This window comes from Bradyrhizobium yuanmingense (assembly GCF_900094575.1).
Classification (GTDB): Bacteria; Pseudomonadota; Alphaproteobacteria; order Rhizobiales; family Xanthobacteraceae; genus Bradyrhizobium; species Bradyrhizobium yuanmingense.
Window position 1 is genome coordinate 243,272 of record NZ_FMAE01000007.1, and the last position, 23,081, is coordinate 266,352.

Annotated in this window: 21 protein-coding genes and 1 pseudogene; 12 read left to right on the plus strand and 10 right to left on the minus strand. The window is 58.5% G+C overall.

Annotation, left to right across the window (positions count from 1 at the left end):
* Positions 1 to 166: 166 nt before the first annotated feature.
* Positions 167 to 724, minus strand: a pseudogene (locus GA0061099_RS43155) (GDP-mannose 4,6-dehydratase); the annotation flags it as partial.
* 461 nt (positions 725 to 1,185) lie between these two features.
* Here GA0061099_RS43155 and GA0061099_RS25745 point away from each other — a divergent pair.
* A complete protein-coding gene (locus GA0061099_RS25745; RefSeq protein ID WP_074448111.1) occupies positions 1,186 to 5,382 on the plus strand; it encodes a cadherin-like domain-containing protein in 4,197 nt (1,398 codons plus the stop codon).
* 306 nt (positions 5,383 to 5,688) lie between these two features.
* Here GA0061099_RS25745 and GA0061099_RS40300 read toward each other — a convergent pair whose 3' ends face one another.
* Both GA0061099_RS40300 and gmd read right to left on the minus strand, forming a co-directional pair.
* The gene (locus GA0061099_RS40300; protein ID WP_036016274.1) at positions 5,689 to 5,928 is read right to left on the minus strand and encodes a hypothetical protein; all 240 of its coding nucleotides are present in this window, start codon (positions 5,926 to 5,928) and stop codon (positions 5,689 to 5,691) included.
* Between the two features lie 73 nt (positions 5,929 to 6,001).
* The gene (gene gmd / locus GA0061099_RS25750) at positions 6,002 to 7,093 is read right to left on the minus strand and encodes a GDP-mannose 4,6-dehydratase (RefSeq protein WP_036016276.1); all 1,092 of its coding nucleotides are present in this window, start codon (positions 7,091 to 7,093) and stop codon (positions 6,002 to 6,004) included.
* Positions 7,094 to 7,314: 221 nt separating this feature from the next.
* Between gmd and GA0061099_RS25755 the strand changes: the two genes are divergently transcribed.
* Positions 7,315 to 8,727, plus strand: coding sequence for a mannose-1-phosphate guanylyltransferase/mannose-6-phosphate isomerase (locus GA0061099_RS25755; protein WP_167361677.1), 1,413 nt, complete (start codon positions 7,315 to 7,317; stop codon positions 8,725 to 8,727).
* A gap of 651 nt (positions 8,728 to 9,378) precedes the next feature.
* Positions 9,379 to 9,597 carry a hypothetical protein gene (locus GA0061099_RS25760; protein ID WP_074448113.1) on the plus strand — a complete coding sequence of 73 codons (219 nt, stop codon included), beginning with the start codon at positions 9,379 to 9,381 and terminating at the stop codon, positions 9,595 to 9,597.
* A 298-nt stretch (positions 9,598 to 9,895) separates the two neighbouring features.
* On the opposite strand, the gene GA0061099_RS25765 is transcribed toward GA0061099_RS25760, so the two are convergent.
* Genes GA0061099_RS25765 through GA0061099_RS25775 form a run of 3 tightly spaced genes read right to left on the minus strand, consistent with a single transcriptional unit; the run spans position 9,896 to position 12,487 of the window.
* Positions 9,896 to 10,513, minus strand: coding sequence for a hypothetical protein (locus GA0061099_RS25765; protein WP_050995917.1), 618 nt, complete (start codon positions 10,511 to 10,513; stop codon positions 9,896 to 9,898).
* On the minus strand, positions 10,510 to 11,685 hold the full coding sequence (locus GA0061099_RS25770; protein ID WP_036013993.1) for an ERF family protein: 1,176 nt from the start codon (positions 11,683 to 11,685) through the stop codon (positions 10,510 to 10,512). The genes GA0061099_RS25765 and GA0061099_RS25770 overlap by 4 nt, the downstream gene beginning before the upstream one ends.
* Positions 11,669 to 12,487, minus strand: a complete 819-nt coding sequence (locus GA0061099_RS25775) for a YqaJ viral recombinase family protein (RefSeq protein ID WP_420886550.1) — start codon at positions 12,485 to 12,487, stop codon at positions 11,669 to 11,671. Before GA0061099_RS25775 ends, GA0061099_RS25770 begins: the two co-directional genes overlap by 17 nt.
* 746 nt (positions 12,488 to 13,233) lie before the next feature.
* Here GA0061099_RS25775 and GA0061099_RS25785 point away from each other — a divergent pair.
* The gene (locus tag GA0061099_RS25785; protein ID WP_240538214.1) at positions 13,234 to 13,644 is read left to right on the plus strand and encodes a hypothetical protein; all 411 of its coding nucleotides are present in this window, start codon (positions 13,234 to 13,236) and stop codon (positions 13,642 to 13,644) included.
* A gap of 59 nt (positions 13,645 to 13,703) precedes the next feature.
* Here GA0061099_RS25785 and GA0061099_RS25790 read toward each other — a convergent pair whose 3' ends face one another.
* From GA0061099_RS25790 to GA0061099_RS25800, 3 genes are all read right to left on the minus strand, one after another.
* Positions 13,704 to 13,934 (minus strand): hypothetical protein, encoded by a 231-nt coding sequence (locus tag GA0061099_RS25790; RefSeq protein ID WP_036013989.1) that lies wholly within the window; start codon positions 13,932 to 13,934, stop codon positions 13,704 to 13,706.
* A 1,023-nt stretch (positions 13,935 to 14,957) separates the two neighbouring features.
* Complete coding sequence (locus GA0061099_RS25795) at positions 14,958 to 15,647, minus strand: PDDEXK-like family protein (protein WP_141697673.1); 690 nt, start codon at positions 15,645 to 15,647, stop codon at positions 14,958 to 14,960.
* Between the two features lie 184 nt (positions 15,648 to 15,831).
* Positions 15,832 to 16,077, minus strand: coding sequence for a helix-turn-helix domain-containing protein (locus GA0061099_RS25800; RefSeq protein ID WP_036013984.1), 246 nt, complete (start codon positions 16,075 to 16,077; stop codon positions 15,832 to 15,834).
* 182 nt (positions 16,078 to 16,259) lie between these two features.
* Here GA0061099_RS25800 and GA0061099_RS25805 point away from each other — a divergent pair, with 182 nt between their 5' ends.
* The 8 genes from GA0061099_RS25805 (at position 16,260) to GA0061099_RS40305 (ending at position 22,097) form a co-directional block, all read left to right on the plus strand.
* Positions 16,260 to 16,775, plus strand: a complete 516-nt coding sequence (locus GA0061099_RS25805) for a hypothetical protein (protein WP_036013983.1) — start codon at positions 16,260 to 16,262, stop codon at positions 16,773 to 16,775.
* Between the two features lie 436 nt (positions 16,776 to 17,211).
* A complete protein-coding gene (locus tag GA0061099_RS25810) occupies positions 17,212 to 17,862 on the plus strand; it encodes a hypothetical protein (protein ID WP_036013982.1) in 651 nt (216 codons plus the stop codon).
* 8 nt (positions 17,863 to 17,870) lie between these two features.
* A complete protein-coding gene (locus GA0061099_RS25815) occupies positions 17,871 to 18,386 on the plus strand; it encodes a tautomerase family protein (protein WP_141697674.1) in 516 nt (171 codons plus the stop codon).
* A gap of 106 nt (positions 18,387 to 18,492) precedes the next feature.
* Entirely contained in the window at positions 18,493 to 19,803 is a 1,311-nt protein-coding gene (locus GA0061099_RS25820; protein ID WP_036013979.1) for a site-specific DNA-methyltransferase, read from the plus strand.
* Positions 19,804 to 20,005: 202 nt separating this feature from the next.
* Positions 20,006 to 20,254, plus strand: coding sequence for a FitA-like ribbon-helix-helix domain-containing protein (locus tag GA0061099_RS25825; protein WP_036013977.1), 249 nt, complete (start codon positions 20,006 to 20,008; stop codon positions 20,252 to 20,254).
* Positions 20,251 to 20,676, plus strand: coding sequence for a type II toxin-antitoxin system VapC family toxin (locus GA0061099_RS25830; RefSeq protein WP_036013976.1), 426 nt, complete (start codon positions 20,251 to 20,253; stop codon positions 20,674 to 20,676). Before GA0061099_RS25825 ends, GA0061099_RS25830 begins: the two co-directional genes overlap by 4 nt.
* Before the next feature lie 161 nt (positions 20,677 to 20,837).
* Complete coding sequence (locus tag GA0061099_RS39425; RefSeq protein ID WP_050995918.1) at positions 20,838 to 21,257, plus strand: type II toxin-antitoxin system VapB family antitoxin; 420 nt, start codon at positions 20,838 to 20,840, stop codon at positions 21,255 to 21,257.
* A gap of 420 nt (positions 21,258 to 21,677) precedes the next feature.
* The gene (locus GA0061099_RS40305) at positions 21,678 to 22,097 is read left to right on the plus strand and encodes a DUF5681 domain-containing protein (protein WP_036013975.1); all 420 of its coding nucleotides are present in this window, start codon (positions 21,678 to 21,680) and stop codon (positions 22,095 to 22,097) included.
* Positions 22,098 to 22,571: 474 nt separating this feature from the next.
* Here the strand turns inward: GA0061099_RS40305 and GA0061099_RS25845 are convergent, their stop codons facing one another.
* Complete coding sequence (locus GA0061099_RS25845) at positions 22,572 to 22,835, minus strand: hypothetical protein (protein WP_036013974.1); 264 nt, start codon at positions 22,833 to 22,835, stop codon at positions 22,572 to 22,574.
* Positions 22,836 to 23,081 lie beyond the last annotated feature (246 nt).

Here is a 23,081-nt window from a genome sequence, read left to right on the forward strand (position 1 = left end):
CCGTCCCGGCTTTAGAGCGAGCAGTCGAGCCTCGCGCCGCTATCACTCGTGTCGCGGATACTAGTTGGAATAGTCTCTGAATCCGTGCTGCTTGATCAGTTCGTCGCGCTCTGCGGGAATCGCGATCTTCCCTCATCAGAACTGTCATGCCCCGACTTCGTTTGGCGGCGGCATTGACAAAATCTCGGACAGAAATGCTGCGCGCCCGTAGCAATCACGAAATCTCCGGCTTCTCCTGCTGTCGCATTAGCCATTGCATTTCGACATGGTCACGCGCGTGTCCCGCAATCGCGGAGGGCTTCCAAATTGTCCTGATGAGCCGTTCCTGCAGGCCCAAATGGATGCGCGCCGAGGCACGCGTGATTCTTTCCGAGTGACTAAGGTCTCGCCGCGGACGGGAGATTCATTGTCAAAGAGGATGCCGTTGAAGGCGTAAATCCCATAGGCTTCGCGGCAATTGACGTGATCCAGTAGCTCAGAGCTTGGTGACCGGGTACGGCGAGCGCGGATAGAAGGGCGTTGTCTTCTTTTGCGGGATCTCCTGGACAAGACGATACAGTTCAGATGTTGCGTTTGGCGGAACGCTGGATTCAGCTCGTGAGGATCTAGATGAGGTGATCGATACGGCGCTGTGTTGAAGAGAGAGACGGCGCTTGGTCCCGTGGACTTTCTACCTCTTTGGCAGGAGCAATTCAGCGAAACAGGCGCCCTCTTGGCCCGTCACGCCAGTAACTAATCCACGTTCTTGTCATGAACAGTCTCTATTCGCCGCCATTCGTAGTCGGAAGTGAAGTCCGTCCGAAAACTTCAATCTTAAATTAACAGTGGTCGGTTTCAGTTGGGCCAGAAATGTCACGCTAACTTAACTTGACTCAAGTAGGCTGTCCTTTCCTCTTCTGAAACAAGCAGGCGAACTCCAAGGTAAGCCTCGGTCATGGGGAGAAAGGAGGGCTAGTGCTCGCGCCAGCTGCGGCCAGATTGTGCCGAACGTTGTGTAGTCACCTAAGGCATACTGGTTTATGTGCCTCCAGCAAGGCATGAGGCGCAAGATTGTCCGAGAACCCCATAAGCTCAACGTTAAGTCAGCGAAGGGCAGGTGAGTTCTAGTTCAATTTGTTTGTATCTGGATAATCGAATGTTTGAGGAAAGTTCGGATCGTTCCTGCATCAAACGGCGGGAACACTCATGGCAAAATCGGCAACACCGGCCACCTCGGCGAAGGCTCAGAAGGTCGACTACGCGAGCATTGTAACCGGTACTTCCGGCAACGACGTGCTTTTTGGTGGCAACGGCAACGACTTGTTGACTGGAGCAGCCGGAAGCGACACGTTTGTGATCTCCAAGGGATTTGGTTCCGACACCATTAGCGATCTCACCGGTGGTGCAGGTGGTGACGTACTGCGCGTCGAGAACTATGGCTTTGCAAGTTTCGCCGCCTTCAAAGCTGCAGCGAAGCAAGTCGGGTCTGACGTCGTTGTCTCTCTGTCAACGAGCGAATCCCTTAGGCTCAGCAATGTAAAACTGAATTCACTGACCGCCGTGAATGTTCTCCTCCGCGATGACGCCATCAATCATGCGCCAGTGGCGAGCTCCGTGACCTTGACGGCAGGTATCGAGGATGTCGCCTATACGATCAATGCTGCGACCTTGTTGGCTGGAGTCGCGGATGTCGACAATTCTTCGCTATCGATCACGTCGGTCACCGTGGCGAACGGTGGTGGCAACATAGTCAACAATGGCAATGGTACTTGGACGTATACGCCGGCGGCGAACTACAATGGACCGGTCAGCTTCAACTACACGGCATCGGATGGATCGTTGACAACAACCTCGACGGCCAGCTTGAACCTTGCGGCGGTCAACGATGCCCCGGCGGCGAAGTCGGTGCCGCTCGCTGCAGGTATGGAGGATATCGCCTATACGATCAATGCTGCGGCCTTGTTGGCTGGAGTCACGGATGTCGATAATTCTTCGCTGTCGATCACGTCGGTCACCGTGGCAAACGGCAGCGGCAACATAGTCAACAATGGCAATGGTACTTGGACGTATACGCCGGCGGCGAACTACAATGGACCGGTCAGCTTCAACTACACGGCATCGGATGGATCGTTGACAATAACCTCGACCGCCAGCTTGAACCTTGCGGCGGTCAACGATGCCCCGGCGGCGAAGTCGGTGACGCTCGCTGCAGGTATCGAGGATGTCGCCTATACGATCAATGCTGCGGCCTTGTTGGCTGGAGTCACGGATGTCGACAATTCTTCGCTATCGATCACGTCGGTCACCGTGGCAAACGGCAGCGGCGACATAGTCAACAATGGCAATGGTACTTGGACGTATACACCGGCTGCGAACTACAATGGACCCGTCAGCTTCAACTACACGGCATCAGATGGGTCGTTAACAACAACCTCGACCGCCAGTTTGACCCTCGCCGCGACACAACCGTCGGCTCCAACAAGCGAGATCTTATTTGGAAGCTCCGGCAACGACGTGTTGATTGGAGGCGGAGCCAGTGACCTCTTCGTGGTCGCTAAAGGGTTTGGCTCAGACGTCGTCAGCGATTTCCAAGCCGGCTTCGGCGGTGATGTGCTGCGAGTGCAGAACTACGGATTCGCAACATATGCGAATTTGTTTGCGGCTGCCAGACAGGTTGGCTCTGATGCGGTGATAGCACTTTCCAGCACCGAAACCGTGACGCTAAAGAATGTTGCGGTCTCGTCGCTGGTTGCGGCGAATATCCAACTGGACAATCCTCTGCCCCTAAGTGGGACCGCCACCTATGCGCCAGCCGCTGCGGTGACCGGCACGATTTATGGAACCTCGGGAAATGACAAGCTCCAGGCTAGCGGCGCGGCAGTGACTCTCGTCGGTGGCGCCGCCGACGATACCTATATCGTCTACGACCGCAGCACGAGTGTCGTCGAACAAGCTGGCCAAGGTATCGATACGATCTCAGGTGCAAAGTATGACGGCTATAGCCTCGTTAACGCGCCGAACGTCGAAAATCTGACCCTCACCGGGAGCAACTCGGCGCCGGCCACCGGGAACGCGCTTGACAACATCATTATTGGTAACGCCGGCAACAACATGATCGATGGAGGCCTTGGCGACGACGTGCTTACAGGTGCGTACGGCACAGATAGGTTCGTGATCAAAGCCGGAAACGGCAATGATGTCATCACCGATTTTACCGCGGGAGCCGGCGGCGATATCCTTCAGATTAGCGGTGCGAATTTCAAGACTTTTGCCGACGTAAAGGCTGCGATGACGCAAGCTGGCACGGATGTCTACCTTGCGCTCGAGAATGGCGAGAGGATCACCCTTGAGCACGCCGATGTTCAAAACTTTGTACCAGCTAACGTCGATATTGTGATCCCGCTCTCGGGACTTGTGAAGACGTTTGGCGACAATTTCGATTCGTTGTCAGCCGGACAGGACCCCAGCTTGACTTGGCGTACTAGCTACGCGTGGAGCGGCTCAGCGAGCTACCTGCTGAGTGGGGAGCAGGGGGTTTACGTCGATAGCAGCTTCTCCGGTTTACCGGGAACGCAAGCATCAAGCTCGCTTGGTCTCAATCCCTTCTCCATCGAGAATGGTGAGCTGTTGATCACTGCTCAGCCGGTGCCTTCGACCGTCAGCTCATATGTCGGCGGAGCGCAATTCTACACTGGCATGATCTCGAGCGAAAACAGTTTCGTCCAAACTTACGGCTATTTCGAGATGTCAGCCATGTTGCCCAGCACGACGGGAGCCTGGCCTGCCTTTTGGCTGCTGCCGATCAATGGGCAGTACAGCGCCGAGCTCGACGTGTTTGAGGCATTCGGGCAGGATCCGGATCAGGTTCATTGGCAAGTCCACTCGTCGACTGGATCGGCGGCCGCTCCCGGCGCTTGGGCAAATACGACTGATCTTACGTCGGGAATGCATACTTTTGCTGTTAAATGGACGCCGTATGATCTGACGTTCTTTGTCGATGGCGCTCAGATCGCCAAGGCTCCCACGCCTGCAGACATGAACACGGCGATGTACATGATCGCTAATCTCGCTATGGGTGGCTGGGCCGGAGCCGCTGCCGCCGGATCTACCGCGACCCTGACCATCGATTCGATTGAGGCCTACCAACTATCTGAATACACACTGGCAAATTATACGCTTCTGTCGAGCGGCTCTTCAATTAGCACGATCGCCGGTACAAGCAGCGCCGACACTCTCGCGGGGACCGGCGGCAACGATCTAATAGGAGAAAATGGTGGCGCCGACCTCATGACCGGTGGTCTTGGCGATGATACGTATATTGTCACGGATGCTAGCGCCCAAATCATTGAGGTTGCGGGGGGCGGGGTTGATACCGCGCGAGTATCGGTCTCCTACACGCTTTCCAACTACGTCGAAAATCTCATCCTGACCGGGGCCGCTACGATCAATGGGACCGGCAACAGCCAAGCTAACATCATCGTCGGGAATTCAGCTGCAAACGTCACCACTGGAGGACAAGGCAACGACATTCTTACGGGAGGTGGTGGTAGTGACAAGTTCGTGGTCAATCTGGGGGATGGATCTGACATCATCACTGATTTCGAAGTTGGGAGCGCAGGTGAGTATGATGTCGTTGCGCTAACGGGCTTTAGCTTTACCTCGTTCAGTGACATCAAATCATCGATGACCCAGGTCGGATTAGATGTCTACCTCGCGTTGACGCCGTATGAGACACTGGTCTTTCGCGGGGCAGCGATTTCCGATTTCGTGAGTGACAACTTCCAGCTTCCGGTAACTCTGCCAAGTAGCGGTACAGCCGCTAGCTACTGGAGCGGCACCCGGGCTGATCAGTACGTCTATGGCACCGCCATGAACGACAATCTCAAGACGGGTGGGACGGGCAACACTCTTGTCGGCGGTGCGGGCGACGACACCTATGTCGTCGGTTCTGCAAATGCCATCATTGTTGAGAAACCGGGCGAAGGTGTCGATACAGTTCAGGTGTGGGGTGTTTCGCAGACGCTCGCGCCAAATGTCGAAAATCTAAGCCTGATGCAAGGAGGCTTGAACGGAACGGGGAACGATCTTGCAAATCGAATGGCAGGGTCAAGTGGCAATGACATTCTCGACGGCGCAGGTGGCGATGATTGGCTGTTCGGAGGCGCAGGTAACGATACCTTTGTCTATATCAAGGGCAACGGGCACGATACGATTGCCGACTTCCATGTATATACAAGCTCTGTAGCCGAGCACGACAAACTACTCTTCAAGGGGTATGACGCTAGCGCGTATCTAACCGTTGAAGGAGATGAATGGGCCATTCATTATGCTGGAGGAATTGATAAGTTCACGGTTGCGGGCGTCACGCATCTCGGTGCTCTGGATTATTCATTTGTTACATGAGCGCGCGGTGGATAGATACTGTCGAACGGTTCGTCTCAGTTCGTCCGCTCTCGGCCGGAGACGGGGCCGGTTGTATCTTAGCCGCCGAATGCCTTAACCAGCGTGACAGATCACGAGCCTAGTGCTGAGCCAGCGATCATCTTCGGTTTCAAAGCCTTGAGCGCGCGTCCATTCTGGGCCGATGGCAGTAGTCCTCAAGAGTTCGTAATGATGGCGGCTCCAAAGCTAGGCTGCGGTAAGAACGGTATCAGAACGACAAACTTCCAAATGGTATAACAGCGTGCCTGGTGCGGCCCGATCGTTCGCTCACGCCGAACTCGACATGATCTCAGCACGCGCGGGTGCGGTGTTGTGCTTCCGCCCGGAGATTCGGCCACTCTTGAGCTTGCCGTCTGCCAACTCAGCGTGGCACCGGCTCTCCGCGAACATTTCGACGCAGAAGGAGGAAGGCGCGCCGTTGAGCGTCGGGATCGACGCACAATTGAGGCCACGGCACAGGGCAATACGATAGCGCAAAAGAATACCGGCCTGAAAGGCGCTGCTCACGACTGGGTTCTCGTCGGTCGTGAGGCATTCCGGCTAGGTTCCGCTTGGATCGCTCGCCTTTGGTCCGCGAAAACTACTCGTGGCGCGGGTAATATCTAAACCCGTGCTGCTTGATGAGCTCGTCGCGCTTTGCGGACCCGAGATCTTCCTTCATCATTTCTCGAACCAGGCTTTCGAACGACGTCTTGGGCTCCCAGCCGAGTTTCTGCTTGGCCTTTGACGGATCACCAAGAAGCGTCGCGACCTCAGTGGGGCGGAAATAGCGGGGATCGACGGAAACGATGCACTTGCCGGTCTTGGCGTCATATCCTTTTTCTTCGACGCCACTTCCTTCCCACCGGACCGTCATGCCGACTTCGTTTGCTGCGACATCGACAAACTCTCGGACCGAATGTTGCACGCCAGTAGCAATCACGAAATCCTCGGGCTTGTCCTGCTGCAGCATCAGCCATTGCATTTCGACGTAGTCGCGCGCGTGTCCCCAATCGCGCAAGGCATCCAGATTACCCAGATAAAGCCTTTCCTGCAGTCCCAAATGGATGCGCGCCAAAGCACGCGTGATCTTTCTGGTCACGAAGGTCTCGCCGCGGACCGGAGATTCGTGGTTGAAGAGGATGCCGTTGCAGGCATACATCCCATAGGCTTCGCGGTAATTGACCGTAATCCAGTAGGCATACAGCTTGGCGACCGCGTATGGTGAACGCGGATAGAACGGCGTGGTCTCCTTCTGCGGGATGTCCTGGACCAATCCGTAAAGCTCGGATGTTGACGCTTGATAGAAGCGCGCCTTCCTCTCCAAGCCGGTAATACGCATGGCCTCGAGGATGCGCAGGGTGCCGAGACCGTCGGAATTGGCTGTGTATTCGGGCTCTTCGAACGATACGGCAACGTGGCTTTGCGCCGCAAGATTATAGATTTCGTCTGGCTGCACTTGGCCAACGATCCGGATCAGGCTCGAAGAATCGGTCAGATCGCCGTAGTGAAGCCGGAAGGGCGGGTCGGGCTCGTGCGGGTCGAGATAGAGATGATCGATGCGGTCCGTATTGAAGAGGGAGGTCCGGCGCTTGATGCCGTGGACCTCGTATCCCTTCTGCAGAAGAAGTTCGGCCAAATAGGCGCCGTCCTGCCCGGTGACGCCGGTAATAAGTGCTCGTTTCTTTGTCATAATAATCTCTAGGTCCGGTAGGTCGTTCGTACTCGAAAACGAAGAGAATAGGGAGATGGGTTGGGTCAAAAAAGCAAGCTTAGATTAACAGCGTTGAGGTCTGCGCAATAGGCAACAGAGTCCTGCTAAGGCTATTTCGAATTTGTATTCCCAACGGTGAAACTCTGGCTTTATGAATGTTGTACAATTTGTGAATTGAATTTGGCCTGGAGCTTCAGATTTTGAACAAACGCATAATCCCCCTGATCATGTGCGGCGGTGCCGGCACGCGGCTGTGGCCCGCCTCGCGCGAGGTACGCCCCAAGCAGTTCCTGCCGCTGTTCGGCACGCGCTCGACGTTCCAGGACACGCTGCTGCGCGTGTCCGATCCCTCTTTGTTCGACCGGCCGATCGTCATCACCAACGCCTCCTACCGCTTCATGGTGCTGGAGCAGCTCGCCGAGATCGGCATCGAGGCCGACGTGATCCTCGAGCCGATGCGGCGCGATTCCGGCCCCGCCATCGCGGCGGGCGCGGTGTTCGCGCAGAACCGCGCCAGCGAGGCGATCGTGCTCGCGCTCGCCGCCGATCACGTCGTGCAGAATAATGCCGCCTTCGTCGCCGCCTGCCGCGAAGGCCTCACCGCTGCGAATGCCGGGCGCATCGTCACCTTCGGCGTCAAGCCGGAGCGGCCGGCGACCGAATACGGCTACATCAATCCGGGCGAGGTGGTCGCGGGCGAAGTGCAGGCGGTGGCACGCTTCGTCGAGAAGCCGGATGCGGTGAAGGCCTCCGACTACGTCAATTCGGGCTATCTCTGGAACAGCGGCAACTTCATGTTTCCGGTGAGCGTGCTGCTCGACGAATATCGCAGGGTCGATGCGGCAAGCGTCGAGGCCGTTACCAATGCGGTCAACAATGCCGGCCGCGATCTCGGCTTCGTCACGCTGGAGCCCGAGGCGTTCGGCGCGGCCAAGGCGATCTCGATCGACTATGCGGTGATGGAGAAGACCTCGCGCGCCGCCGTCGTGCCGGTGTCGTGCGGCTGGTCCGACGTCGGCTCATGGCATGCGGTGTGGGAGCTGTCGGAGAAGGACGCGCAAGGCAATGCCGCGCACGGCACCGCCGTGTTCGAGGATTCCCGCAATTGCAACGTCACCACGGATTCCGCGCTGGTCGCGCTCGAAGGCGTCGACGATCTCGTCGTCGTCGCGACCGCGGACGCGGTGCTGGTCTCGCGGCAGAAGGATGCCAACGGGCTGAAGCGCCTCGTGACGAAATTGAAGTCGGTCGCGCCGAAAGTCACCGAAGAGCATCTCAAGGTGCACCGGCCCTGGGGCAGCTATCAATCCGTCGACAATGGCGAGCGCCACCAGGTCAAGCGCATCGTGGTGAAGCCGGGCGGGCGGCTGTCGCTGCAGAAGCACCATCATCGTGCCGAGCACTGGATCGTGGTCCGCGGCACGGCGCAGGTCACCGTCAACGAGACGGTGAAGACGGTGCACGAGAACGAGTCGATCTACATCCCGATGGGCGCCGTCCACCGGATGGAGAATCCGGGCAAGATCCAGCTGGAGCTGGTCGAGGTCCAGACTGGAAGCTATCTGGGGGAAGACGACATCATCCGGATTGAAGACGACTATCAAAGAACCTAAGCAACATCCGAAGTGCCCATTGTGATGATCGGGCCGGAGTATGTGAGTCTGGTGTCCGGCGACTGTTTACGGATGTCGGTCACCACGTGATCTGCATCAACAAGGACGAGGGATCGCGGCAAGATCCCAATCTGCCAACCCGAGGCCTGACAAGCTGGTGGCGAACGCTGTCAAAGCAGGCGGCTGGATTTGACCATTGACCTGATTAAGCCAATCGCAGCGGCCGATGCCGTTCTCATAGCGGTCGGCACGCTCTCCCGATAGCGCAGTCTCACACCCGGCGGCCCTGGTGGTAACGAGACCGACGGTGCCGGTCGGCAACGGACCAGCTGTCCCCAAATTTCATGCGTGATCGATAAGAAAAAACTCAATGGTTGATCGCGCCACAACTTCTCCGAGAGTTCAGCTAACGCACTGGAGGATGCTTTGCCGCTTCCTCCGGGAGTTTAGCCTGTCTCCATAATAACATGGAGGGAGCTCCGCCGATTTGAGCTGCGAAACTTTAGTAAAATTACTCCGACGCAGAGATACTTGAGGCGAACGAGTTCAAATGGGATGGATATATCAGCCGTGAGGGACAACGCCCATTGATCGCCATGCCGATTGCGTCGTAGATCGGATCGTGCTGGAGGCGAGCCGAAGGAACGGCTGATGCCAACTACTCTCCAAGAACAACTGGACCAGGTTGAACGCGACATAAAGTTATACATGGAGTTTGATGCAAACGAAAAAGATCGTTTCAATCGCGAATCTTACTTGTGGACTGCAGAGGATCGCATCGAGTGGCAGGAGATACAATCTGACAATGCTCAACGACTCCGAGAACTGCGCGAGGAGCGTGATAATTTGCGCAGCCGACTTGGTCTATGAATCGACAATCGGATGGTTGCCGTAAATCGCGAAAGGATCGCAGCTGCTCCGAATTTTTCTTAAAAGCTCGAATGCTCGGCCATCAGTTCGGCAAGACCGAGCATGGACCGGCGTTCATGCTTGCAATCAGAGGAGCTGCGCTGCTTTGGGATCGGTACAGGTGATCCTGTATAACTCCTTGGTGTTGGACCATCCATCCGAGCTCTACGGCGGGCACGCGTTCTGGCCTGCCGATGCTCGTGACACATGGCGCTCTGCTGCAACGCGCGGCCTCCATGAGGAGACTCATCTGCAAGAGCTATTCGAGGAACTTCGGCGCCCTTGGTTGGCCTTTGCGGCTAGCTACGTGAGCAAGGTTCGCCCCATTCGAGCGTTGAAGGGCGTGAATCTCTCTCAATAATATCAAGCGTCGAAGCTGCGCTGCGTTCAAGAGTGATTCGAACAGCGCGAGGATCTCACGCGCCTGAACATAGACCTCCATGCTGATAGCGTGTTGATCGAAACCGTACGATCGAAGGCGGGCTTCGATATCGAGCGCAGCAGACGCGTCCAGTTGCCAGTCTAGGGCGTTATTGATGGTGTAGATTTCGGCTACATCCTGGAAGTCCGGGGCAATGCCTGCCAGATCGACGCGGCGAAGGGTCATCTCGACGGCCTTTTGGCGATAGGTGCTCAGGAGCCTATGCCGCAGAATCCGGTAGCGTTGTATCTCCCAGGAGAGTTCAGCGATGTCGATGGCGAGCAGCCATTCGATGGCAGATTGAGGATCGAGGTCGCGGAAGATGACGGCCTGAAGAGCCTGGTAGTGGTCGATGTTCTCTCCAGGAAGAAGTTGCGGCGGAGGGCACAGCGCCTCAAATTGAGGCGGCAAGACGCTCGTCTGCTGAGATTTAGATAGGTTGACAGGACCATTCATTGACCTTGCGCCTCCAGTCGTGAAGGCGGTGCAGCAACTGTTGCTCCGTTCGCCAGATGGACGGGGCTGGCATCCCAAAGCTGCTTTGCGATCGGCAGCGGCGAAATTTGCAGGTTGGTCCACCAGGCTCTTTCGTCTCCGTGTCGGTGTAGGGATTGATGATGCGATCGGCAGAGCGGGACCGTGAACTCGTCGCTGACTTTGCGACCCAAGGTGCGGGGTTGAGCGAACTTCAGGTGATGCGGATCAGCAGGTGTCTTCTGACAAACGAGACAACCTTGGCTGCGGATGAAGGCGAGGTGGTCCTTGCTCCGTCGCCGGGGCCGCTCCTTTGGGAAGGCGAGGCCGACCTGCTGTCCGGGAGAGGGTCTGGCAGGTTTGAAAATGTCGCCGGATACCTCCGAAGGAGATTCCTCAGGTAGAGATCGTCCGACCGCTGACACGGCCCGCTGCTCTGCTGGATCGATGTCTGGAAGGGCAGCTTCCTCGAGCCTCTTCTGGTAGGCGGCCTCAAGAACACGGGCGTCCGCCTCTAGAAGTGTGTTCTTGAGCGGAAGGCTGATCTTGGCCCAGGCGAGCAGCTCTTCGCTGCCCTCCTGAAGGCCAAGCTCGCGCAAGAGTCGATCGAGAAGCTCGGCCGAGCGTTCAGGAGGCAGGACCGGTGGCCGGTTCAGGACGCCCTTAGGCGATTTTCCCTTCGGCCCTGGGGCGGCCTGCGGCTCCGTGGCAGCGGGGGGCTCGGTAACGACATCAGGCGCGTCCAGATCGTCCTCTCCGGCGATCCCGACCAGTGCAAAGAGTGCATACCGGCGGGCATAGGTCAGCGCCGTACCCATCCGGTGCGGCGCCTCGACGTCCTTGGAGGCGCAGACCGGTAGGTCCGAGGATATCCATTCCCCGGAGGCGTGGGCGAGGAGGGTGGTGAGATGGATCTGCCCGGTGACCTGCTCAATCCGGGTGGTTTGGATGGTCGCGATCTCCTGCTGGCTTAACGTCTTGCGGACGATGTCCAGGCCGGAGGCCAGAGACGCGTAGCGGAAGGTCCGATCATTCTCCCGCGGGAATGGTGACCGGATCACCGCCGTCAGGGACTTCTCGGGGTTGGTCAGCTCGGCCTGAGCTCGGGCGAGGGCGGCCGCGATAGTCCCGATGCGCTCACTGGACTGATGCATGGGGCCCCTCCGTCGCCTGGGCTTCGAAGCTGATCGCGCCAGACTTGGACCGCTTGGCCTTGATCCCGTGCCCTGTGGCTTCCTTGGCGTCCTCCGGCATAAGTCTCTTCAAATCGGCCTTCGCCAGCTCATGCTGCCCGTGCGCGTCGCGGGTTCGTAAGTAAGTGGCCGCCAGTTCCGCCCATTGATTGGACGGGGACATGTCGACGACTTTGACGGCCTCCAGCCTCGGGCGCGGCGTCTCGATGTTGAACAGAGCGGGCGGCTCGCCACTCTGGACGCAGCGCCAGAACTTCTTCTCGGCGGTGAGAAGGAGATGTTGGTAGAGCGGGTCGGCGTGGATCTTGATCTCGACCCATTTGCCACCCCCAGTGATGATCGAGAGCACCGCATTGCGGGCGGCGATCACCCACATGTTGTGCTGCAGCTGAGCCATGTGCTTCTCGGCCGCAGCCTCCTCCGTGAAGGCCCAGGGCAGCATGAACTTGGCTTCAAAGACAGCGCCGGTTTGCTCGACGGTCCCATCCAGCGTCGCCGCCATCCATTTGTGCACGGGGTGGCGAACACGCTTCTGAATGTCCTTCACTGTGAGTCCGCTCGCACGCTGATACCAGGCGCGGTTCAGGACCTCTGTCACGGTGCCGATCTGAACGATCAAGTTGTCAGAGAGATCCTCAGGCTTTGCTTCGCCGCGCTTTTCGCGCCAAAGTCTGGTCAAGCTCTCCTGGTCATCCCCCATAATGATACGAGCGTCCGAGCCGCCGATGAAATGGCGGCGGTCGTTCGGATTGAACCTGATGATTGGATGCTGAGGCTCGGTCTGGCCGTCACTCTGTACACTACGCACTGATATCTCCTGCTCCAAGGACAGCGGCTCTCCTCGCCGCACTGCCTGAAGCCCCGCATCCGCGAGGTGAGATACCGGCGCCGCCATCGCGCCCCGGCAGACTCAGTAACGCTCCAATTGCAGGGCAATGCCAGTCCTTTCTGCAGCAATCTTGTTGCTCTTGTTGCCGGACTTTCAGCGTTCGGCCGCCCGGCATGCCTCGCTCTCACAAAGTGACAAATCGAAGCCAATCGTACGAGCCTGCGGGATGAGCAGTTGTGGGTCCGTTCACTTGTGCCCTTGGACTTGGAGCTCGGCTGAAATCGGTCGCGACGGTGATCGTGAGTGCTGGCGCCGCCGCAATGGGCGATCCAGGTTCGGTGTCTCGCGGCTTGAATTGGAGGCCCGCCTGAGCTTCAATGAATAAGTTTGAAGTTCGATTTGATCTTGTAATTTCCTATTTGTCCCGGATCTTGAATGCGGTCTATTTGATTGTCCTTGGCAGCTGGCTGCTGCTCAACTTGCTCTTTGTCGTGATCGTGGTCCCGCCGCGTAAGTCGGCGGCCATGAAGCCGCTAGTTAGGAAGACTAGCGCTATCAAGAAGCTCTTTAGAAGGACCACGAGGTAGCAACACCTGAGCCTGGCGTTATGGTCTCCGGGCCGGGCAGGCGGAGGCAGTTGCTTCCTGTGCCGGATGGAGGAAACGTGCGGTCAGAAAAACATGAGCGAAGCGCGTATGGCCTCAGAGCGGAAGATCGAAGCGAACCGTCAGAACGCCAAGCGAAGCACTGGGCCAAAAACCGAACTCGGAAAGGCCAAGTCGAGCCGCAATGCTCGTCAACACGGGTTATCGAGTCCCGGTATGGAGGAAGTGAGCGTATCCAGCTCACATGGCCACTCCGCGACCGCGGGGAGATGCAAGCAGCAACAGAACTGGCTCGAAGTGGATGATCTTGTCCAAGCGAATCGAAGGTTGGGTCGCATTCGGCAAGCCCGCTACGAATTGCTGGTCGCCCTGCTGGAATACCCGACCCCGAAGCTGCCCAAACGTCTCGCCGGGCTGGAGCGCTATGAGAGGCCGGCCCGGGCCGCGCAGCGGCGCTTCCTGAAGCGCTGGCTGAAGCAGGGCTGACCCAGAGCCCGCCACATAGGTTGCGCTTACGGAGTTCTGGGTTTGCGGAAGTGGCCGTCTCAAACTTTCACGTCGTGCGTCATTCGAGCTAGCAAGGTCGCGGCATCATGAAGCCGTCCGGCTTCGTATATCAACTGCTCGATATCCATGGACACTCGGATCGCTTCAGCAACGCCACCTGCTTCTGCACATGCCTGTGCCGCCCGGGTAATCTGCTCGGCCGCCTTCAGCTTGGCATGGATTTCCGCGAGGCAAGCCTTGATGGCTGGTTCGATGATTTCCGCTTCCATGAATTGTCGGACTCCGCTGACAGACTCGAATGGTCGAATGCACGCTCCATTCGGTGCCGAAGTCCAGCTCTTTCAGAGCAATCCTGTAGCTATAAGCGATCTCATGAGACTGGTGCTAGAAAATCGAGGTGGTCGCGACATCTTTCAACAACGCAGCCGCGAAGAGACGCGCCCATCCCGTATCAGTTCTGTAGCAAACTGAGCAAGCTTTGAAGAAGGGGCGAAATGGGTCCCTTGCGCGGTGACGTTGCATTCAATGGGTTGGCCTCTGCCCCAAGAGAAGCACTGACGTTATCTCAGTCGCAGCTCACGCAAACAGAGAGTCAATACGCCTTATTGGTTTTCGGGACTACTAGGCAACGGTGCTTCGGCGTAATGTTCGACGTTCCGCACGATTTGGGCGTTGAGTCGCAGCGGTGTTTGGCCCTCTTCTCCACCTTGCTCAGGCAGACTGGCTTTCGGACAGCTGTGCCCGAGGAAGGACAATTGCTTAAGGTTGGTTTGCGCTTGCGTAGGTGTTCGGAGCAACGGGCTCTCCTCGCCTGACGAAGTATTCTCGTGATCTCTCGGTCCAATCTGGTTGCTGAGTTTGCGAGGGAGTACATCAGAACTCGGATGTTCCTATCAAACATTCGCCGCGCAAGCTCCGGATACTCCACCTTCAGTAACGGTCCGTATTCTCCGGCGTGCCAGAAATGCTCGAAGGTCACCCGAGGACCGCGCAACACCTCCGACCGATCAAAAGTCTTGTGCGGAGCGATGCCGACCCACGTAAGCTTGCCAGCGATACGCGCGCGGTGAGGTTCTGGCCCGATGCCACCTATGCCGATGACCGCACCGTACTGTCGCCCTCGTACCGTCCCCATGCAGTCACGGCTTCCGAACACGCCGGTTTTGGCGTCGGGATCGCCTGAGTGCGTGCGCTTGTAGATTAGTATCCGCATCATTGTTCCGCATCGCGTTCTGATGTTTGACCGCAAGTTGAGTACGCGAAGATCCACGGCGATTGACGCTCAACGCAGGTTACGCCGGCGAGTGCGACTCGGCGCCACCGGTAGGAAGGCGTCTACATCTCATCTTCGACGAGGCGGGCGCTTTGTCCGCAGACCAATCGTAGATCCAGCGTCGAACACTGGCCAACTTGATACCCTGTGCAACAGCGAGTCTGGTTGCAGCCTTCTCGCCCTGGCGGAGATAAATGTCGAAGCAGCGCTCTTTGACCGAGCCGCCGCGCGGTCTGCGGAGCTGGACGGTGTCCTGGTTGTCCAGAATGTCCCACCGGCCCTCGAAGGGAATGAGTGCCTTCAGGCTCATAAACGCTGCCGTGTCCCAGTTTTTGGGCGTCGACATTTGGCCAGCCACCGCCGAGTTCCGCGCGATGAAGTACCGGACCGGCTGCTGTGCGTCTTCGTTGCCAAGCAGTACATAGATCGTGATTTGCGACAGCATGTCGCCTTCGAACTGTGATTGCCGCACGTACCAAGGTTGGCTCCGAACGGTCTTCACCTGCACCTTAGCGAGGGCTGTGTCGCGGTGGCGACCCACAAGCAGATCGTAGCCCGCCGTGTTGCGGTCCGCGAGCTGAGCGTCATAACCTCGACGAAGCAACTCGCCCATGACGAAGTATTCGCCCGCGTTTCCTGTGGGAATGCCGGACTTTCTTTTCCGGGTTTTTGGCGTCGAATTTAGGGGTGAAATTTCTACAATGCTCATGGGATTGGCCTCCACTCGCGCAGAGTAAGAAAGCGCGATAGAAATCAGCTAAAGACCTCTATTATGAATTTAGGCGAATTGAGAGCGAGTGATTGGCACAGCCTTTGGGCCTGACGCCACTGGGCGTCCATCCACCCCGCCCGAAGACCCAAGCATGCGCCAGCGGACCGCGTCGTCGGACCGATTACTGCTTCCCCTCGCGCACGAACCGCCGGAGCAGCCTCAGCGGATCAGCCCCGAGTGCCTCGGCAATAACGATGAACTCGATCACGTCAAGGCGCCGCTCGCCGCCTTCGTACTTGGCAACGAAGGATTGAGGTTTGCGGAGCTTCTTGGCGAGTGCCTGCTGGCGAATGCCTGCCTTCTGCCGGGTTGCGACAAGAAGGGCCATGAGGCGGGCATATTCGGCGGATTTGAGGGACTTTTCCATGGCCGCCGGGCGTGTTTCGAATCGGCGGTAGCCAATCTGATCCCGGATTGGGATTATCCCAAAATAGGATCGAATTAACCCTCGCGTGCGAAGCTGGCTGGTGAGGCGCTCGGTTGTGCTGGACTTGTGCGGCCAGCGGAGCGCAATGGCGGGGTATGACCAACCCCAAAAGGAGACTTACAATGCTCGCTGAACTGCATCAGGACCCGCTTACGTCCCACTCCCGCGCCTCGAATATTCGGGAGCAGGCGCTCCTCCATCTTCTCCTCGGGCAGCTGATGGCGGCGCGCTGGCAGCAGGGCCGTCACGACATCGAGGTTCTGACGAGCGAGGTGGACCGGGGCGGCTACGATATCGTGCTGGAAGCCAACGGCATCCTCCGGCACGTCCAGCTGAAGTCGACCTTTTCCGGCTCCAGCGTCCGGCACGTGACGGTCAGCACCCGGCTGCTCGAAAAGCCCAGCGGCTGCGTGATTTGGCTGGAGGTCGACCAGCGGACGCTGGCCTTCGAGCGCTACTTCTGGTTCGGCGGCCAGCCGGGAGCGCCGTTGCCGGATCTGGGTGCAAAGATTAGCCGGCATACGCGCGCGGACAGCAGCGGGCAGAAGCTCGAACGTCCATTGCACCGCGACCTCGGCAAGGCCTGCTTCGCACAGGTCGACAGCGCGGAACAGCTGCTCACCAGGCTGTTCGGCTAGCTCGGCACAAGAACGGAGAGCGGCCAGCCATCCGGAGTGTGGTTGGCAGGGCCGTTCTCTCGCTGGACACCTGAACCTTGCGCTGAAGATGGGCCTTGCGGTGACGCGGGGCGAACAGGAGCAAAAAATCGATAGGCCTTTAAAGGCTCAGGGAAGGCCGTGGAGAAGATTTGCACCTCGCCCGCACTCCGACAGGTCCGGAATCCCAGAAATCGCGCGCAGAATGCAGGTCTGCGCGGCGCGCTCATCGAATCCGCCGAAGAATATCCAATCAAAACAAGGATTTAGTGCCTCGCCTAAAGCGGCGGGGGCGGTCCTTCTGGTGCAAGTGTGGCCGGCGGCTGCGAGCGGATAGCTCGGCTCGATCCGCGCGACGAGACAGGATTGGCACAAGTTATGCTATAATTGGCTTATACATTGCTGAGGAGCCAGTTTGATGCGTAAGCTTCCCGAAACGATACAATCGCCCGCCTTCGGCTTCGATAAGCCGGCGAAGGAACGCATCATCGAGGCCTCCGACAAATTATTCCGGCTCCTTGGAATCAGGGTCGCCGACGGCTTGATAACCGAAGACGCGCATTCAAACCTGGACACCTTCCGCAAGTATTTTGGCCATGGTGAGCCGCTGATCGGCCGCTTCGTCAAGACGCTGATTGCGGAGTGCGAGGACTATTGGCGCGGTCTCGCCGCAGAGCATCCGAACGATCATGAGGCGCAGCTGCGGTGGTGGCTGGCCTTCGAAGAAGACCAGATTGGCTACATGACGGAGCCTCGGGTGTTGCTCTCACGCACGGCAGCCGAATTGTTCGAGACTCGCAGGCAGCAGCATCCGCTGCTGCGGGAGATCGAGGAATATTGGCAGGCGGAGAGGCGGCGCGTGGTTGGACTGTGCAAAGCGGCAAGGCTGCGCGATCCTGTCGAGCTCGCAGATATGCTGCTTCTGATGGTGCATGGCGCGCGCAACGAGCGGGGTGCTTATGGGCGCTTTGCTCCGAGTCGCGTACTGCGGCAGGCTGGAATCGAGCTAATCTCGATCCACAGAGCTGCTGCCAAGCCCGCGACCGACGACGCCCCCGATCTGGATTGAGGTTGAGCATGAGCACGACCGATGATGCCGCTGTGGTGGTCTTTACCTCCGAGACACGGCAGGAGATTCTGGGGCACGCGGGGTCGCGCGGCTGGGTCCTCAGTCCCAAGAGTGTCGAGCACTGCCCCTACCTTGTTTGCTGTCGGCGGCAGATCTGGGGCAACAAGGCCGAAGGCATTGCCCCTCGAACCGCATTCCTGGTCGGCCGGATTTCATCGCTGACGCCGCTCGATGAGACCAAGAACTCGCGAGGGCAGGCTCGTTTCCACATTGGAATCTCGGACTTCGCCGACATCGCCGTTGCGGAGGTCTGGCGCAAGGAGCTGCGCAACCCCGTTGCCTATGCTGGCCTGAAGCAGCTCGGGATACAGCTTAAGCGTCTGAAATTTCAACCGGTACCAGACCCGCGGCCGACGGTCTCCGATGAGACGCGGGGAGGGCTGACCATCGCCGAGGCGAAGAAAGGGTTGGCCGCCGCGTTTGGCGTGCGGCCCGAAGATGTCGAGATCACGATCAAGGGGTGATCGGATTAACCAATGCCGCGATTGCAGGCCGTCTATCGAGCCAGTATATTTGAAGTATATCGATAGATGATGATATAGTTTTGGCCTGTCCTGCTGGAGAGGTCTCATGAGTGATTTCCGCGTTGACCACCTGCCCATTGCCGAGCTGAAGCCGAATCCGGCCAATGCCAGGCGGCATTCACGCAAGCAGCTGCATCAGATCGCCGCCTCGATCCGCGAGTTCGGCTTCAACAGCATCGTGGTGATCGATGAGGAGGGTATGATTCTGGTCGGCCATGGCCGGGTCGAGGGTGCGCGGATAGTCGGGCTCGAGCGGGTGCCGGTGTTGCGGGTCGGCCATTTGACGGCCTCGCAGAAGATCGCATTCTCGCTCGCCGACAACAAGATCGCGCTGAACTCGGACTGGGACATGGACCAGCTGCGCGAGCTCTGGCGCGAGCTGATGGGGGTCGAGATCAATTTCGATGTGGAGGTAACCGGCTTTGAGACCGCCGAGATTGATCTCTTGGTCGACGGCGAAGCGGCGCGCGACAAGCCTGACAAGAGCGATCTGGTTCCGTCCGTGGGGTCGGACCCGGTCTCGCGCCTCGGTGATCTCTGGGTGCTGGGGGAGCATCGCCTGCTGTGCGGCGACGCTTGCGATGCCGCCTCCTTTGCCGATGTGATGGATGGCGAACAGGCGCGCCTGGTGTTCACCGACCCGCCCTACAACGTGCCGATCGACGGACATGTCAGCGGGCTCGGCGCTGTCAAGCACCGCGAATTCAAGATGGCCTCCGGGGAGATGAGCTCTTTGGAGTTCGCCGGCTTCTTAAGTGTGGTGTTCGGCAATATGGCGCAGGTAAGTGTGGATGGGGCGATCCATTTTGTCTGCATGGATTGGCGTCACATGGACGAGGTGCTCAAGGCGGCGGGCGGGGTCTATTCCGAGCTGAAGAATTTGTGCGTCTGGAACAAGAGCAACGGCGGCATGGGCTCGTTCTACCGCTCCAAGCATGAGCTGGTGTTCGTCTACAAGGTGGGGCAGGGGCCGCACGTGAACACGGTCGAGCTCGGGAAGCACGGCCGCTATCGCACCAATGTCTGGGACTATGCCGGCATCAACAGTTTTGGCGCGAGCCGCGCAAGCGAGCTTGAAATGCACCCGACGGTAAAGCCGACCGCGCTCGTGATCGACGCGATCAAGGACTGTTCGCGCCGCGGTGATATCGTGCTTGACCCGTTCTCCGGATCGGGGACGACCATCATGGCCGCGCAGAAGTGCCGGAGGCGGGCGCGCGCTATCGAGTTGGATCCGCTCTATGTGGACGTCGCGATCCGGCGCTGGCGGGCCTATACCGGGCAGGCCGCGGCTATGGCTTTGACGGGTGAAACCTTCGCGGAGGTTGAGCAGCGGCGTGCCGATCCGTTGCAGTAGGCCTTCCTCAACAGTCGGTTCATCGCGGTAATGCGAGGGGCCAATGGCAGCTTTTTGTCATGGTCGAGGCGCTAACGCAGAGGGGGACGCGCCCGAGGAATCATAGGCTGAGGGACTCGAGGCGGGCGGGAATAATCCCGCCGGGGCTTGCATCCCGTGACATCATTGATTAATCTGATATCATTGATGACAAGGTGACGTCTTGGCCAGTATCACCATTCGCAATCTCGACGAGCCGCTCAAATCGCGTCTTCGCATTCAAGCCGCGATCCATGGTCGCTCCATGGAAGAAGAAGCTCGTGATATTCTGCGTGCTGCCTTGAACCAGCAGCCCAAACGTCCGGGAAATCTTGCAGCCGCAATCCGCGCACGCTTTGCTCCGTTGGGCGGCGTGGAGCTGCCCGAACTGCCGCGTGAACCGATGCGGGAGCCGCCGGGCTTTGACGAATGATCGTCCTCGATACTAACGTGGTATCGGAGTTCATGCGACCGGCTCCCTCCGCCGCAGTTGAACGTTGGATGAGCGCCGTCCCACCCGCAGGCATCTTCATCTCGTCAATTACCGAAGCCGAACTTCGTTATGGGCTAGCGCTTCTGCCCGCGGGCCGGCGACAACGGCATTTGATTGTTCAAGCCGAAGCGATGCTGGCTGAGGATTTTGCCGGGCGCATTCTGCCCTTCGACAGCTCCGCGGCAGTAGCATTTGCTCGCATCGCTGCCGGCCGCCGACTCGCCGGTCGGCCAATCTCGCAGTCAGATGCCCAGATAGCGGCGATTACTGCCTCGCGCGGAGCGTCTCTTGCCACCAGGAATATTGCCGATTTTGCCGATTGTGGGATCAACCTCATCGATCCATGGCGGAAGGGAGCTTGACGCCCAAAGCGCTCCTGCTCGGACTCGATGAGCGGCGCATCCCCGCATGTTCGTGTGAATGGCTTGCCTAGGGCGGAGAGCTCAATCTGAGCCAACGAGCGCGCTCCGAGGCTAACCCGTTCTCTGATGCCGCCGGCAGAACTTAGACCCTTGCAGAGCAAATGGCGACGCTGGCATCAACGGTGACCTTCGCGGGGGTCAAGCAGCGTCGATCGATGATCTTCAAGAGCCCTTCCACCGCGGCCAGCGCGAGCAAAGTGCGCGTTTACTCCACGGACTTGATCTGCTTGGTAAAAGGGTATGTCTGTCTTGGGAGGAGATTTGAAATGAGCTTAAACCTCGGAAGTGCGCAGGCGCGCAAATTGGCGGCGGAGCTGGCGCGGCGGACCGGCGAGACGCGGTCCATTGCGGTCGCTACAGCCATTCGCGAGTGGCTTGAGCGGGTTCGCCGCGAGCAAGGAGAGAGTCTCGCGGATCGTCTGTTAACGATCGGCCAGGATTGCGCCAAGCGATTGAAGAAGCCCCACGGCTCTGTCGACAACGACGATTCGCTCTACGACGAGCGCGGACTGCCTCGATGACAACCGATGCCTCTGCGTCCATTGCCCTATCAAGCACGACGAGGCTGAGCTATCGCTCCACTAGTGAGCAAGGGTTATATGTCGTTCGAATTTGTCGAGGTGACATTCATGATCGATATCGGTCGCGATCCGATAGTAAAGAAATTCGTGGACTGAATCTCGTAGCGGGCGCGCTCACCAATTCGGCCGCTTTGCTTGCTCGATATCGCACATTGCGGTACAAAGCTCTTGCCTCGTGCGAGAGCTAGGTTGGGTCCTGTTTGGGACTTTGCGTGATGCACAAACCTGGTATGTAGTACGGAAATGATGGCGTGACGCCTGATGGGTCTGAATCTCTGCTTGCAGGGATTTGGCTAACCCGGAGGCCACGCCATTCTCATTTTGGGCGACCTCCTTGAACCACTTTCGAGGAGTAAAGTTATGAATCGTAATTTAAAGGGACAGTTCGCAAAGGGCACGTCAGGCAATCTGAATGGACGCCCGCGGAAGCAGCCGCACCCCATCTGCGATGATCAGGTTCGCCGCGACTTTTTCGAAGCCGACGAGACATTGGTTCCCATTGTTATTGGAAATAGGCGCGAGATGGTCCCCGCGCGTGTCGCGATAGACAAGCAGCTGATCTTTAAGGCGGTGTCAGGCGATCCGCGTGCCATGGCTCAGTATTATAAGCGGAAGGATCGGTTCATCGTTGAGTACGTCAATCGGCAGCTTGAAAACTTGCGCCTCATTGCCGAAAGCGAAGACCGTTTGCGTCAGTTCCCCGAGGACGTCACAGACGAATTTAAGAGGGCGCTGAGCCTGCTGAAGCAGACTATAGATCGGCATTATTATCCGATTTAGCGGGATCCGACGCCAACAGCCGCTTTTGAGCTGACTGCGAGAGGAGTGCATCATTGCACTCCTCTTTTTAGTATTGGCTTGTGCTTGTCACCGGCAAATCCGCCGGCGCTCTCAAACACACCGCCGTTCAGCGTTGTGCGGATTTTCGCGCCTGAGTCGAGCCTGCTAGGGCCCTGCTAAGACCCTGTAGGAGCCCTGATCGTCTCCTGTTCTGAGACCTGTTCGCGCCGCGGCCGCGCTTCGCTGCCGCCTCGCAAGCTACTCAAAGGTCGCCGTTTTCTCCCGCATGGCGGCTCGGCAGGGCGACCACGCCGCTTTTTATCAGGTGCATCAGGTCGGGCTCGAGGCTCGAATCGTCGCGCCCGATTCGGCATCTTCCAGCCGCCCAAATGAAAACCGCCGCTACCGTTTGCTCGGCGCGGCGGCTGATGATTGCGGACGTCTGGGCTGCGATTAGACTGCCGGTCCGGCGCGTCAGCGCACGTACCAATAACCCCACCAGCGCTGGGACACCGGCCGTGCCTGCGCCTTCATCGCTGCGACTTCTTCGACCGGGCGCAGCTGCGGGCCATAGACCGCCGGCGGGTAGACGTCGTCCCAGAACACAAGTCCGCCCTGGACGGCGGCCGCCCGCTGTGACGGGGCAAGCGCGAGCTCGGCGGCTGATGTCGCGGATGCTGCCAAAGTGAGGCCGAGAGCGGACAGGGCAATGGATGAAGCAACGGCGCGGAAGTTCATTGGATTGAATCCCTCATAAAATGCGATGTGCGATAATGCGACGGGTTCCGGATGGTTGCAAGGGCACGGGTTGGCCGGTGGGTGCCAAATTCCCTGTTGCGGAAGTGCACGGTTTCGCCGAGGCGCGTCCCGGCTCGGCCGCGACCGGCCCAGACGCATGGTCTACGAGAACGTCTCTTAGTGTGTAGTCGCCAATATATAAGGTGTTCGAAGATCATCACTGGCCGTGACGAGGTCAGATAGAGG

What these genes read in the sequence shown, in the direction of transcription:
- GA0061099_RS25745 (WP_074448111.1), top strand. Translation starts at nt 1,186, where the DNA reads ATGGCAAAATCGGCAACACCGGCCACCTCGGCGAAGGCTCAGAAGGTC.
- gmd (WP_036016276.1), bottom strand. Translation starts at nt 7,093, where the DNA reads ATGACAAAGAAACGAGCACTTATTACCGGCGTCACCGGGCAGGACGGC.
- GA0061099_RS25760 (WP_074448113.1), top strand. Translation starts at nt 9,379, where the DNA reads ATGCCAACTACTCTCCAAGAACAACTGGACCAGGTTGAACGCGACATA.
- GA0061099_RS25765 (WP_050995917.1), bottom strand. Translation starts at nt 10,513, where the DNA reads ATGAATGGTCCTGTCAACCTATCTAAATCTCAGCAGACGAGCGTCTTG.
- GA0061099_RS25770 (WP_036013993.1), bottom strand. Translation starts at nt 11,685, where the DNA reads ATGCATCAGTCCAGTGAGCGCATCGGGACTATCGCGGCCGCCCTCGCC.
- GA0061099_RS25785 (WP_240538214.1), top strand. Translation starts at nt 13,234, where the DNA reads ATGAGCGAAGCGCGTATGGCCTCAGAGCGGAAGATCGAAGCGAACCGT.
- GA0061099_RS25790 (WP_036013989.1), bottom strand. Translation starts at nt 13,934, where the DNA reads ATGGAAGCGGAAATCATCGAACCAGCCATCAAGGCTTGCCTCGCGGAA.
- GA0061099_RS25795 (WP_141697673.1), bottom strand. Translation starts at nt 15,647, where the DNA reads ATGAGCATTGTAGAAATTTCACCCCTAAATTCGACGCCAAAAACCCGG.
- GA0061099_RS25800 (WP_036013984.1), bottom strand. Translation starts at nt 16,077, where the DNA reads ATGGAAAAGTCCCTCAAATCCGCCGAATATGCCCGCCTCATGGCCCTT.
- GA0061099_RS25805 (WP_036013983.1), top strand. Translation starts at nt 16,260, where the DNA reads ATGCTCGCTGAACTGCATCAGGACCCGCTTACGTCCCACTCCCGCGCC.
- GA0061099_RS25810 (WP_036013982.1), top strand. Translation starts at nt 17,212, where the DNA reads ATGCGTAAGCTTCCCGAAACGATACAATCGCCCGCCTTCGGCTTCGAT.
- GA0061099_RS25815 (WP_141697674.1), top strand. Translation starts at nt 17,871, where the DNA reads ATGAGCACGACCGATGATGCCGCTGTGGTGGTCTTTACCTCCGAGACA.
- GA0061099_RS25820 (WP_036013979.1), top strand. Translation starts at nt 18,493, where the DNA reads ATGAGTGATTTCCGCGTTGACCACCTGCCCATTGCCGAGCTGAAGCCG.
- GA0061099_RS25830 (WP_036013976.1), top strand. Translation starts at nt 20,251, where the DNA reads ATGATCGTCCTCGATACTAACGTGGTATCGGAGTTCATGCGACCGGCT.
- GA0061099_RS39425 (WP_050995918.1), top strand. Translation starts at nt 20,838, where the DNA reads ATGGCGACGCTGGCATCAACGGTGACCTTCGCGGGGGTCAAGCAGCGT.
- GA0061099_RS40305 (WP_036013975.1), top strand. Translation starts at nt 21,678, where the DNA reads ATGAATCGTAATTTAAAGGGACAGTTCGCAAAGGGCACGTCAGGCAAT.
- GA0061099_RS25845 (WP_036013974.1), bottom strand. Translation starts at nt 22,835, where the DNA reads ATGAACTTCCGCGCCGTTGCTTCATCCATTGCCCTGTCCGCTCTCGGC.